The sequence below is a fragment of the Streptomyces sp. NPDC048182 genome (genome assembly GCF_043202555.1).
Taxonomy (GTDB): domain Bacteria; phylum Actinomycetota; class Actinomycetes; order Streptomycetales; family Streptomycetaceae; genus Streptomyces.
Genome location: NZ_JBIDAQ010000005.1, coordinates 139,301 through 151,423, shown reverse-complemented (window position 1 = coordinate 151,423; position 12,123 = coordinate 139,301). Strand labels below are relative to the sequence as shown.

Below are 12,123 nucleotides of genomic sequence, written 5' to 3'. Positions count from 1 at the left end.
CCATGGAACAGACCGCGTTGCGCCCGAAGCCGATGCCGGGCGGGGAGCGGGGGACCGGCCCCGGCTCCGGTCCCGCCCACCGTCCGCACGCCCCGCGCCGGCGCCGGCGCCGGGTGCTCGCCACGCTGGCCGGGCTCCTCGCCGCCCTGGTCCTGCTGCTCGCCGGCTTCGGGCTCGGCACGATGGGGGCGGCGGTGATCGGCATGAGCAAGCTCGCCGAGATGCAGCGCCAGGCCGGCGCGGCGGGGACCGGGGCGGGAGCGCACGGCGCACCGGGCGGCCGGGCCCCCACCGCCCCGCCGTCGGCCTCCCCGTCACCCGGCGCGTCCGCCGCCGCGGCCCGGGCGACCCTCGGCGTGGAGGCCGTGGACGACGAGAGACCGGGGGCGGTGGTCGTCGGCGTGCACATGCCCGGACCCGGGTACACGGCCGGGCTGGTCAGGGGCGACGTCCTGCTGACCGTCGGGAAGACCCGCGTCGACTCCGCCGCCGACCTCGCCCGCGCGGTGTCCCGCATCCGTCCGGGCAAGAGTGTCAAGCTCACGGTGCGGCACGAGAGCGGCGCCTACCAGCAGCTGTCGGCGGTGCCGGGGATCGTCACCTGAGGGGGCCGGACGGTGTGTCAGACGGTGCGGAAGTGGGTGGTCAGCCGCCCGGCGTCGTCCAGGACGTGGAAGGCCAGACCGACCGGCGCGTCACGGTCGGCGATCTCCTCGCCGCCCTCCCAGGGCAGCCGCAGCTCCGAGAACACCCCGGGACCGACGATCAGCGGCCGGCCGGCGAACACCGAGGCGGCGGCGGAGTGGGCATGCCCGGTGATCACCCCCGCGATCTCCGGCCGGCGCTCCAGGAGGGCGGCCAGGCGCTCGGGCCGGCGCAGCCGGATGGCGTCGAGCGCCGGGTGGTGCAGGACGACGGGCGGGTGGTGGAAGGCCAGGACGACCGGGCGGTCGGCGCCCAGCTCGTCCAGGGAGCTCTCGATCCAGCCGTACGTCTCCTCGTCCAGCTCGCCCTCGTCACTGCCCGGGATGCTGGAGTCGCACATCAGGACGGCACCGCCGTCGAAGACGTGCACGTCGTTGACGGGCCCGTCGGCGGGGTCGCGGCCCAGGAGGGCCTTGCGGTAGGGCGCCCGGCGGTCGTGGTTGCCCGGGCAGGTGAGCACCGGGAAGGGGGCGGCGCCCGTGTCCAGGCCGAGGAGGCGGGCGGCCTCCTCGTACTCCGCCTCCGTGCCGTGGTCGGCGATGTCCCCGGTCACCAGCAGGGCGTCCACCCGGCCGGGCAGCGCCCACAGCCGGTCGCGCACCCGCCCGGCACGGCGGGCGGTCCGCCCGGTGCCGTCCAGGTGCAGGTCGCTGATGTGCGCGAGTACCAGCATGGCCCGTTCCTCCTCCGGCGCCGCCGTCCCCCGCGGCAGGCGCCCGGTCGGATCCAAGCACCACGCGTGAGGGCTGACAAGACCCGCGAAACCGGCTCGCGCCGCCCCCGCGCACCGGGCAGGATGCTGACCAGAGCACCGTCGACGCCCTGGGAGGCCCGGATGACCGGCCCGACGGCCACCGCGCCGTTCACCACCGACGACTACCGGGCGCGCATGGCCCGCGCCGCCGCCGCGGCGTCCGACGCCGGGCTGGCCGGGCTCCTGGTGGCGCCCGGCCCCGACCTGGTGTGGCTCACCGGCTACGCGCCCCCCGCGGCCACCGAGCGCCTCACCCTGCTCGTCCTCCCCGCGGGCGGCGACCCCGTCCTCGTCGTGCCCACCCTGGAGGCCCCGGACGCCGAGAAGGCGGCCGGCGCGCCCGCGCTGACCCTGCGCGACTGGACCGACGGCACCGACCCCTACGCCGTCACCGCCGCGCTCCTCGACGGCGTCGGGCGGTTCGGCGTCAGCGACAACGCCTGGGCGATGCACCTCCTCGGCCTCCAGCGGACCCTGCCCGGCACCTCCTACGCCGCCCTCACCGACGCGCTGCCCATGCTGCGCGCCGTCAAGGACCCGGCGGAGCTGGAGCTGCTCGCGGCGGCGGGCGCGGCGGCCGACGCCGCCTTCGAGGAGATCCGCGGGGTCCGCTTCGGCGGGCGCCGCGAGTCCGAGGTGGCCGCCGACCTCGACGCGCTGCTGCGCCGCTTCGGGCACTCCCAGGTGGACTTCACCATCGTCGCCTCCGGACCCAACGGCGCCAACCCGCACCACGAGGTGGGCGACCGGGTCATCGCCGACGGCGACATGGTCGTCCTCGACTTCGGCGGCCTGAAGGACGGCTACGGCTCCGACACCTCCCGCACCGTGCACGCCGGCGAGCCCACCGACGAGGAGCGCCGGGTGCACGACCTGGTCCGCGCGGCCCAGGAGGCGGGCTTCCGGGCGGTGCGCCCCGGGGCGGCCTGCCAGGACGTCGACCGGGCCGCCCGCGCGGTCATCGCGGACGCCGGGTACGGCGAGTACTTCATCCACCGCACCGGCCACGGCATCGGCGTCACCACCCACGAGCCGCCGTACATGATCGAGGGCGAGGAGCGGCCCCTGGTCCCCGGCATGTGCTTCTCCGTCGAGCCCGGCGTCTACCTGCCCGGCCGGTTCGGGGTGCGCATCGAGGACATCGTCACCGTCACCGCGGACGGCGGCCGGCGGCTCAACGACACGACCCGGGAGCTGGTCGTCGTGGAGTGACGGATCCCGACCCGACCCTGCCCCGGTCAGGAAAGGCGGCGGTGCGCCCATGACAAAGGCCCCGACACCCACCGCGGACGGCGTCCGCCGGCTGGTCCGCGCCCTGCTGGGCGAGGGCGAGGGCGAGGGTGGGGCCGCGGGGGCGGCGCCCGAGGTCCGGCCGGTCGGCGAGGACGCGGCGCCCGCCGCCTGGTGGGTCGGCGCCCGCCATGTGCTGCGCCTCGCGCCCGACCGGGAAGCCGCCGCCCGCAGGCGCCGCGAGCTGCCGCTGCGCGACCTGGTCCGCCCGCACCTGCCCGTCGCGGTGCCCGCCGGCGTGGCGCACGGGGAGTGGGCGCCGGGCCTGCCCTACACCCTGGACATCCGGGTGCCCGGCGCGTCGGGCGAGGACCACCCGGTCTCCGCCGCCGGCGAGGGCGACCTCGCCGGGGTGCTGGCCGGGCTGCGCGAGGTCCCGGTCCGGCAGGCCGAGGCCCTCGGCGTGCCCCGGGCCGCCCCGCGCTCCCTGGAGACCCTGCGCCGGGCCGCCGAGGGCGCCGCCCGGCGCCTCGCCGCCGCCGACGAGGCGCCCGACGAGGCCGGCCCCGGGGCGCTCGCCCGGCTGACGCCCGCGGCGGCGGCCCAGCTCGGCGCGCAGTCCGGCGCGGCCGTCCTCGTCCACCACGCGCTGACCGGCGAGCACCTCGTGGTCGGCGCCGACGGCCGGGTGCGGGGCGTCCTCGGCTGGGGCGGCGCGGTGCTCGGCGACCCGGCCGAGGACATCGCCGCCCTCGCCCGCGCGACCGGCTCGCCCGCCGCCGTGCGCGCCGCCACCCTCGCCGGCTACGGCGCCCGCCCCTGCCTGCGCGGCCTGTGGCTGGCCCGCTGCGACGCGCTCGTCCACCTCGCCGACGCGCTCTCCGGCCGCCCCGCCGCCCTGCCCCTCCTCAGGGCCCGGCTGCACCGCGCCTGGGAGCCGATCCTGCTGGAACGGGTGACGGAGCTGCGCGCGGGAGGCGGTGCGGACGGCGAGGGCGGGACCGGGTTCGGGGGGACCGCCTGAGGCGGCCTCCCCGGGCCCCTGGCGGGGCCGCGTCTTCACTCCTGCAACAACACCACGCTCGACTCCCCGGGCACCCGCAGCACCCCGTCCTCGTCCAGGGGGCGGACGGGCTCCCAGGCCGCCAGGATGCGGGCCGGCCGGTTGCCCAGGGGGATGGCGGCCGGCTCGGTGCCCAGATTGACGGCCACCCGGATGTCACCGCGCCGGAAGGCCAGCCAGCGGGCCGCGCTGTCGAAGGCGACGCGGGTGTCGTCGAGGTCCGGGTCGGTCAGGTCGGGCTGGGCGTGACGCAGGCCGATGAGGAGGCGGTACCAGGCGAGGACGCGCGCATGCGGCTCGCGCTCCGGCTCGGACCAGTCCAGGCAGGACCGGTCCCGGGTCGCCGGGTCCTGCGGGTCGGGGACCTCCTCCGCCTTCCAGCCGTGCGCGGCGAACTCCCGGCGCCGGCCGGTGCGGACGGCCTCCGCCAGCTCCGGGTCGGTGTGGTCGGTGAAGAACTGCCACGGCGTGCCCGCCGCCCACTCCTCGCCCATGAACAGCATCGGCGTGAAGGGCGCGGTGAGGGTGAGCGTCGCCGCGCAGGCCGCGAGGCCGGGGGAGAGCTGGGCGGCGAGGCGGTCGCCCTGGGCGCGGTTGCCGACCTGGTCGTGGGTCTGGCTGTACCCGGTGAGGCGGTGCCCGGCCGTGCGGGCCCGGTCCAGCTCCCGCCCGTGGTGCCGGCCGCGGAAGCTGGAGTACGTGCCGTCGTGGAAGTAGCCGTGGGTCAGGGTCCGGGCCACCGCCGCCAGCGGGTCGCGCGCGAAGTCGGCGTAGTAGCCCTGCCCCTCGCCGGTCAGCGCGGTGTGCAGGGCGTGGTGGAAGTCGTCGTTCCACTGCCCGTGCACCCCGAGGCCGCCCTCCGCGCGCGGGGTGATGACCCGCGGGTCGTTCAGGTCGGACTCGGCGATCAGGAACAGCGGGCGCCCCACCTCGGCGGCCAGCGCGTCCACGGCCTCGGAGAGCTGCTCCAGGAAGTGCCGCGCGCGCGTGTCGACCAGCGCGTGCACGGCGTCCAGGCGCAGCCCGTCGAGCCGGTAGTCGCGCAGCCAGGCCAGCGCGCTGCCCACCAGGTACTCCCGCACCTCGTCCGAGCCGGGCGCGTCCAGGTTGACCGCGGAGCCCCAGGGGGTCTGGTGGGTGTCCGTGAAGTACGGGCCGAAGGCGGGCAGGTAGTTGCCGGACGGGCCCAGGTGGTTGTGCACCACGTCCAGGACGACGCCCAGGCCGAGTTCGTGGGCCCGGTCGACGAACCGTTTCAGCGCCTCGGGGCCGCCGTACGGCTCGTGCACCGCCCACAGCGACACGCCCTCGTAGCCCCAGCCGTGCGTCCCCGGGAAGGGGCACAGCGGCATCAGCTCGACGTGTGTGACGCCCAGCTCCGCCAGGTGCTCGAGGCGCCCGGCGGCGGAGTCCAGGGTGCCCTCGGGGGTGTAGGTGCCCACATGCAGCTCGTACAGCACGGCGCCGGGCAGCGGGCGCCCGGGCCACTCGGCGCGCCAGGCGTACCGCCCCTGCTCCACCACGGCGCTCAACCCGTCCGGGCCGTCCGGCTGGCGGCGCGAGCGCGGGTCCGGCAGTACCGGGCCGTCGTCCAGCGCGAAGCCGTACCGCGACCCGTCCCGCGCCTCGGCCCGGCCGCTCCACCACCCCGGCCGCTCCGCGTCGCGCTCCAACGCGCCCCTGACGCCGTCGCACTCCAGCGCCACCCGGCCGGCCTCCGGTGCCCACACCTCGAACTGCACGGACGGTTCCCCTTCGTCTGCCCACGATGATCCAGCCCGTCCATCGTCCTGCATGAGCGGCCGACGCGCTGCCGATAGTCGCCGGTTCGCGGCCCGGTGTCGCGAACCGGCCGCCCGGCCACCGCCCGTCGGCCGTCTCCTGGACACCCCGGCCCCGCTGACCGACAATCAGCAGCGTGACGTCGTCCTCCCGATTCCCCACCCACCTCGCGCGGTTGTCCGACGCGGAGCGCGACCGGGCGCTCGAGGTGCTCCGGGACGGGGTCGCCCAGGGGCGGCTGTCGCACGACACGTTCGTGCGCCGCGTGGAACTGGTCCTCGCCGCCCGCCATGCCGAGGAACTCGCCGCGCTCACCGCCGACCTGCCCGCCGAGGGCGGCAAGGTCTCCCGCCTCGTGCTGGGCACGGTGGAGGCGGTGTCCGGGTTCGGCGTACGGCTGCGCATGGCCTGGCGGGCCGAGCGGCTGCCCAAGCTGCTGCTGCCGCACCCCGGCGTCGGACACCCCCTGCGCATCGGCCGCGACCCGGCGAGCGGGCTGCGGCTGAACCACGAGACGGTCTCCCGCGCGCACGCAGAACTCAGCCGCCTGAACGGCCGCTGGATGCTGCGCGACCTCGGCTCGACCAACGGCACGACCGTCAACGGGCGCCGGGTGATCGGCGCCGCCGTGGTCCGCGAGGGCGACCAGGTGGGCTTCGGCCGGATGGCCTTCCGGCTCGCCGGGCACTGAGCCGGCGGCCCCGGACCCACCCACCCTTTGTGGCACAAATGCCTTTGCACTTCGCGGTGTTGACGTACCTCCCAAGTCGTGACTGACTGTCCCGTACACCGCGCACGCCAGGTGATCCGACGACGGCTCTCGATCGTGGAGGTGTGCCCTGCCGCCCCTCCTTCGCTACCCGACCGTGGACGAGCTGGGCGCCCGGGCCGCCGCCCTCGCCGCCCGCCACCCCCGCGCCGCCCGGCTGCGCCGCGTCGGCACCTCCCGCGGCGGCACCCCGATGCTGCTGCTCTCCGTCGGCCACGGCAGCCGCCAGGCCCTCGTCGTCGCCGGCCCGCACGCCAACGAGCCGGCCGGCGGCGCCACCGCCCTGCGCCTGGCCGAACGGGCCCTGGCCGACCCCCGGCTCACCGACGGCGCCGACGCCACCTGGAACCTCCTGCTCTGCGCCGACCCCGACGGCCTGCGCCGCAACGAGGGCTGGCTGTCAGGCCCGTACACCCTCGGCCGCTACGCGCGGAACTTCTTCCGCCCCTCCTTCCTGGAGCAGCCCGAGTGGCTGCCCGACGGCCCGGACCGGGTCACCCTGCCGGAGACCCGCACCCTGCTCGAACTCCAGGACGAGCTGCGGCCGTTCCTCCAGTGCTCCCTGCACGGCGTCGACGTCGGCGGCGGCTTCGTGGAGCTGACCCACGACCTGCCCGGCATCGCGGGGCGCATGGCGCGCACCGCCGCCCGCCTCGGCATCCCGCGCGAACTCGGCTCCTACGACACGCTGTACTGGCCCGACCTCGGCCCCGCCGTCTACCGCATCCCGCCGCCCCGCCTCGGCGACCTGACCGCCGCCATCACCGAGGCCGCCGTCGAGTCGACCTGGTGCCACCCGGGGCGGTTCGGCACGGTCACCGCCGTGGTCGAGGCGCCGATGTGGGGCGCGGTCGGCGTGGCCGACGACGCACTGCCCGCCGACCGGGAGGCGGTGCTGCGCGCGGTCAGCGGCGTGCTGCGCCACGACACCCGCCGCCTCCAGCGGCTGCTGGCCCGGCTGCGCCCCCATGTCGCGGCCGGCCCCGACGCCGCCCACCTGCTGGCCCCCGTCGACGACTACCTCCTTGTCTCCCCCCGGCTGGCCAACGCCTGGGACCCGGACACCGACGACGGCAGTGGACGCCGGCTGCCGCCGATGAGCAACGCCCACCTGACCGCCATGCGCATCGCCGGTCGCCGTCTCACCCTGCGCTCCGCCGGGCTGCTGCACCAGCTGGTGACCCGGGCGGGGCGCGACCCGGCGGGCGTGCTGCCCGAGCTGGACCGGCTGCTGGACGCGTGGTGCGCCGACTACCACGACGGCTGCGGGGCCCGCTGGATCCCCGTCGAACGCCAGGTCGAGTACCAGACCCGGATCGTGCTCGCCGTGTTCGAACTGGCCGGGCGGCGAGCAGGGGCACCGGTCCCGTTCGGGTGACCCGACTGGGGAGCCCGGCCGCCGGTGCCGAAACACCGGGCATGACCTCCCTCCCCAGGGGCCGCACCGGCCTCCTCGCCGCCGTCGCCGTCCTGCTGCTCTCCTGCGCCGCCCCCGCGCGGGCGACCGGCCCGCGCGACCCGGGCCAGGACTGGCTCCTCCTCGACGTCAACCAGGGCGCCTCCCGTTGGGCCGCCCCCACCCGCACCGCCCTGCTGCGCTGCGACCCGCCCCGCGGCCACGCCACGGCCACCGAGGCGTGCGCCGACCTCGACGCGGCCGGCGGCGACATCGCGGCCGTCCCGCCGCGCAAGGCGCCCTGCACGATGATCTACCGCCCGGTCACCGCGCACGCCGAGGGGCGGTGGCGGGGGCGGTCCGTCGCGTACACCCGGACGTTTCCCAACGCGTGCGTGCTGCACGCCCAGACGGGCTCGGTGTTCCCGCCGGCCACCGGCGCGAACGGCGCGTAAGGCCGCCCCGGAGCGCCCCCTGCGCCCTCTGTCCGCGCCCGGTCACCTTCAGTAACCTCTTCGGTGAGTCGATCAGCACAGGGGGAACGGTGACCACAGGACAGCGGATGCGGCGGCGGGCGGGCGGAGTGCTCGCGGCCCTGATGACGGCGGTCGCCGCGGTGATCGCCGTGCCGTCGGGACCGGCGGCCGCCGTGGCCCCCGGCACGTACGCGTTCGTCGCCGGCTACGGCAGCGGCGAGGTGGCGGTGATCGACACCGCGAGCGGCACCGTGGCCGCCACCGTCGGCGTCGGCGGCGTCCCCCGCGCCGTGGCGGTGACGCCGGACGGCACCCGCGCCTACGTGACCGACTACCGCAACAGCGGGACCGTGGCGGTGATCGACACAGCCACGAACGCGGTCGCCGCCACCATCGCCGTCGGCGGACTCCCCGAGGCCGTGGTCCTCACCCCGGACGGATCCCGCGCCTACGTCGCCGACAGCGGCAGCGACGCCGTGTCGGTGATCGACACCGCGAGCAACAAGGTGATCGCCACCGTCGGCGCCGGCCGGGCTCCGCGCGGGCTGGCGGTGAGCCCCGACGGCAGCCGCGTCTACGTCACCGACTCGGCCGACACCACCGTCCAGGTGATCGGCACCGCGAGCAACACGGTCACCGCCACCATCGAGGTCGGCGCCTCTCCGCTCGCGGTGGCGGTGACTCCCGACGGCACGCGCGCCTACGTCACCAACGCGAGCGACGGCAGCGTGTCGGTGATCGACACCGCGAGCGACACGGTGACCGCCACCGTCGGCGTCGGCAGCTCCCCGCACGGCGTGGCGGTGTCCCGCGACGGGTCCCGCGCCTACGTGGTCAACTACGGCAGTTCCACCGTGTCGGTCATCAGCACCGCGAGCAACACCGTGACCGGCGCCGTCGGTGTCGGCTCGCTCCCGTGGGACGTGGCGCTCACGCCGGACGGGTCCCGCGCCTACGTCTCCAACAGCGGAGACGGCTCCGTCTCGGTGTTCGACACCGCGAGCAACGCGTACACCGCCACCGTCCAGGTCGGGAGCTATCCGCACGGGTTGGCGACGGCGGTGGTGGGGCCCGCGCGGGCCGACGTCGACATCGACCTGACCGCCCGCGCGGGCCTGCTGCTGCCCGGCGCCATCGGCTACACGCTCACCGCCCGCAACACCGGCCCCGGCACCGTCACTTCGGCCACCGTCACCGCGACCCTGCCCACCGGGACCGCCGCCTCCGCCCTGTCACCCGGCTGCACCGCCGCCGGCAACAAGGTCACCTGCGTCTTCGGCACCATCGCCAAGGGGGCCGCTGCCACGGGGTCGTTCCGGGTCCCGCTCTCCCTGCTCGCCATCGGGCAGGTCACCGTCACCGCCGCCCGCACCGCGTCCACCCCCGCCGACCCCGACCCGTCCGACGACACCGCCTCGGCGACCTGCACCGTGGTCTCCGTCCTGCTGGCCCGCTGCTGACCCGGACCGCTCCGCCCGGCCGGGGCCGAGCGCGAGGGGCTGTGCACCGTGGACCCGCTCCACGCCGCCCGCCGCCCGGCCCCGCCCCCGGTGGCCCGTCAGCCCTCCCCGGCGTCCACCCGCTCCAGGAGCGCCACCGGCAGCCGGTCGAACAGCTCCGCCACGCGCGCGTGCCCGGTGAACTCCCGGCCCGGCGCCAGCGCGTCCGCCCAGCGGCCGGGCGGCAGCGGCAGCGCCGTCTCCCCCCAGCCGCCGGCCTCCGCGAGCCGGGCCGACAGGCGGGTCACCGCCGTCACCGCCGCGCCGGAGCGGGCGAAGGCCAGGCAGTGCCCGGCGGCCGGGCCCTCGGCGGCGAGCGGCTGGTACGTCGCCGCCGTGCCAAAGACCTCCGGGCGGCGGGCCCGCAGCGCCAGTGCCGCCCGGGTCACCGCGTGCTTCTCGCCGGGCGCGGCGGGCGGGAAGTCCACCGGGCGCCGGTTGTCCGGGTCGACCAGGGCCAGGTAGTCGTCCTCGGTGCCCTGGTACAGGTCGGGCACGCCCGGCATCGTCAGGTGGGTCAGGGCGGTGGCGAGCACGTTGGCGCGGATGTGCGGGGCCAGTTCGCCGCGCAGCGCGGCCACCGCCGCGCCCGGCGCCCCGCCGGGCCCGGAGGCCACGAAGCCGGCCACCGCCTCCTCGTAGGCCGGGTCCTGCTCGGTCCAGCTCGTGTGCATGCCCGCCTCGCGCACATGCTTGAGGACGGCCTCCTGGACGCGCTTCTCGTCCGCCGGGCCGAGCCCGAACACCGTCTGCCAGGCCGCCCACGCCAGCTGCCCGTCGGGGCCGGTCTCGCCCCCGCGCCCCGCCTCCGTGAGCACCCGGGCCCAGCGGTCCGGGACCTGGGTGAGCACGGAGATCGCGGCCCGGACGTCGGCGCTGCGCTTGGTGTCGTGGGTCGAGACGACGTTCCCGGTGGCGGGCCAGTCGCGCTGCACCCGGGCGCAGTACGCGTGGAACTCCGCAGGGTCGAGCGCCGGGCGCCCCGGATCGCCGCCCACCTCGGTCGCCGACAGCAGCGGCACGTAGCGGTAGAACGCCTTGTCCTCCACCGACTTCGCCCGCAGCGCCGAGGAGGTCTGCGCGAACCGGGTGCGGAACTCGACCTGGTCGGGGCCGTCCCCGGCCTCGCCGAGCACCAGCCGGCGGACCATGTCGACCGCGCCGGCCTCCTCCGGCACCGCGAACGCGCCGCGGGCCTCGGCGGCGGCCTCCTCGGTGACCACCGTCGCCGGGTCCACGGAGGTGTAGGGCCGGTAGACCTCCATCCGCACCAGCAGCTCGCGCAGCGCGGCGGCCAGCGCCCAGGGCGCCCGGTCGCGCAGCGCCGGGTCGGGGGAGGTGGCGCAGGCCCGCAGCGCGGAGCGGGTCAGCCGCTCCGTCTCGGCGGCCAGCTCGTGCGTGACCACCTTGTACGCCGCCCGCCGCTCGGTCGCCGCCCAGTCGCCGCCCCGGTCGGGCTGCGGGGCCGCGAACTCCCGGTACCGGGCGAGCAGCTCCGCGGACCCGTCCGGGTCGGCGAGGACGCCGTCGATCCGGCGCAGGGCGTCGTAGCCGGTGGTGCCGGCGACCGGCCAGGCGTCGGGCAGCCGCTCGTGGTCGGAGAGGATCTTCTCCACCACCGTCCACCGCCCGCCGCTCGCCTCGTCGAGCCGCCGCAGGTAGGCGTCCGGGTCGGCGAGGCCGTCCGGGTGGTCGATGCGCAGGCCGTCGAGGACGCCCTCGTGCAGCAGGCGCAGCACGGTGGCGTGGGTGGCGTCGAAGACCTCCGGGTCCTCCACGCGCACCCCGATCAGCTCCGAGATGCTGAAGAAGCGCCGGTAGTTCAGCTCGGTGCGGGCGAGGCGCCACCAGGCGAGCCGGTAGTGCTGGGCGTCCAGCAGCTCGGGGAGCGGCAGGCCGGCGGTGCCGGCGCGCAGCGGGAAGGCGTGGTCGTGGTAGCGCAGTACGTCGCCGTCGACCCGGAGCTGGTCGAGCACCTCGCCGACCGGGGCCCCGAGCACCGGCATCAGCACCCGGCCGCCCTGCGCCTCCCAGTCGACGTCGAACCAGCGCGCGTACGGCGACTCGCGGCCCTCGCGGAGCAGCTCCCACAGGGCGTGGTTGTGGCGCGGGGACATCGCCATGTGGTTCGGCACCAGGTCCACCACCAGGCCGAGGCCGTGCTCGCGGGCCGTGCGGGAGAGCGCCCGCAGGCCCTCCTCGCCGCCCAGCTCCTCGCGCACGCGCGCGTGGTCGGTGACGTCGTAGCCGTGCAGTGAGCCCGGGACCGCCTCCAGGACGGGGGACAGGTGCAGGTGCGATACGCCGAGCGAGGCCAGGTACGGCACGGCCGCCGCGGCTGCGCCGAACGGGAAGTCGGGCTGGAGCTGGAGCCGGTAGGTGGCCACGGGGGCCGGGGTGGGTGTCGGGTGCGCGGGCACGGCCTGGTCCGGTCGCTCAGGTGTCATGC

10 protein-coding genes are annotated in these 12,123 nt (G+C 76.8%); 7 read left to right on the top strand and 3 right to left on the bottom strand.

Annotated features, from left to right (window positions below):
- The first annotated feature begins 2 nt into the window (after window positions 1-2).
- The gene (locus tag ACGFZL_RS12075; RefSeq protein ID WP_393690782.1) at window positions 3-605 is read left to right on the top strand and encodes a PDZ domain-containing protein; all 603 of its coding nucleotides are present in this window, start codon (window positions 3-5) and stop codon (window positions 603-605) included.
- A 17-nt stretch (window positions 606-622) separates the two neighbouring features.
- Here the strand turns inward: ACGFZL_RS12075 and ACGFZL_RS12070 are convergent, their stop codons facing one another.
- Window positions 623-1,378, bottom strand: coding sequence for a phosphodiesterase (locus tag ACGFZL_RS12070; protein ID WP_393690780.1), 756 nt, complete (start codon window positions 1,376-1,378; stop codon window positions 623-625).
- Between the two features lie 162 nt (window positions 1,379-1,540).
- Here ACGFZL_RS12070 and ACGFZL_RS12065 point away from each other — a divergent pair, with 162 nt between their 5' ends.
- A complete protein-coding gene (locus ACGFZL_RS12065) occupies window positions 1,541-2,671 on the top strand; it encodes an aminopeptidase P family protein (protein ID WP_393690778.1) in 1,131 nt (376 codons plus the stop codon).
- 49 nt (window positions 2,672-2,720) lie between these two features.
- Entirely contained in the window at window positions 2,721-3,713 is a 993-nt protein-coding gene (locus ACGFZL_RS12060; protein ID WP_393690776.1) for an aminoglycoside phosphotransferase family protein, read from the top strand.
- A 35-nt stretch (window positions 3,714-3,748) separates the two neighbouring features.
- On the opposite strand, the gene treZ is transcribed toward ACGFZL_RS12060, so the two are convergent.
- Window positions 3,749-5,494 (bottom strand): malto-oligosyltrehalose trehalohydrolase, encoded by a 1,746-nt coding sequence (gene treZ, locus ACGFZL_RS12055; RefSeq protein WP_393690774.1) that lies wholly within the window; start codon window positions 5,492-5,494, stop codon window positions 3,749-3,751.
- Between the two features lie 176 nt (window positions 5,495-5,670).
- Here treZ and ACGFZL_RS12050 point away from each other — a divergent pair, with 176 nt between their 5' ends.
- The 4 genes from ACGFZL_RS12050 to ACGFZL_RS12035 all read left to right on the top strand — a co-directional run bounded on the left by ACGFZL_RS12050 (window position 5,671) and on the right by ACGFZL_RS12035 (window position 9,635).
- On the top strand, window positions 5,671-6,225 hold the full coding sequence (locus ACGFZL_RS12050) for an FHA domain-containing protein (RefSeq protein ID WP_393690772.1): 555 nt from the start codon (window positions 5,671-5,673) through the stop codon (window positions 6,223-6,225).
- A gap of 175 nt (window positions 6,226-6,400) precedes the next feature.
- Window positions 6,401-7,681 carry a M14 family zinc carboxypeptidase gene (locus ACGFZL_RS12045; RefSeq protein WP_393690770.1) on the top strand — a complete coding sequence of 427 codons (1,281 nt, stop codon included), beginning with the start codon at window positions 6,401-6,403 and terminating at the stop codon, window positions 7,679-7,681.
- Window positions 7,682-7,722: 41 nt separating this feature from the next.
- Window positions 7,723-8,154, top strand: a complete 432-nt coding sequence (locus ACGFZL_RS12040) for an SSI family serine proteinase inhibitor (RefSeq protein WP_393690768.1) — start codon at window positions 7,723-7,725, stop codon at window positions 8,152-8,154.
- An 89-nt stretch (window positions 8,155-8,243) separates the two neighbouring features.
- Window positions 8,244-9,635 carry a hypothetical protein gene (locus tag ACGFZL_RS12035; protein WP_393690766.1) on the top strand — a complete coding sequence of 464 codons (1,392 nt, stop codon included), beginning with the start codon at window positions 8,244-8,246 and terminating at the stop codon, window positions 9,633-9,635.
- 98 nt (window positions 9,636-9,733) lie between these two features.
- On the opposite strand, the gene treY is transcribed toward ACGFZL_RS12035, so the two are convergent.
- Window positions 9,734-12,121, bottom strand: a complete 2,388-nt coding sequence (gene treY, locus ACGFZL_RS12030) for a malto-oligosyltrehalose synthase (protein ID WP_393690764.1) — start codon at window positions 12,119-12,121, stop codon at window positions 9,734-9,736.
- Between the last annotated feature and the right edge of the window lie 2 nt (window positions 12,122-12,123).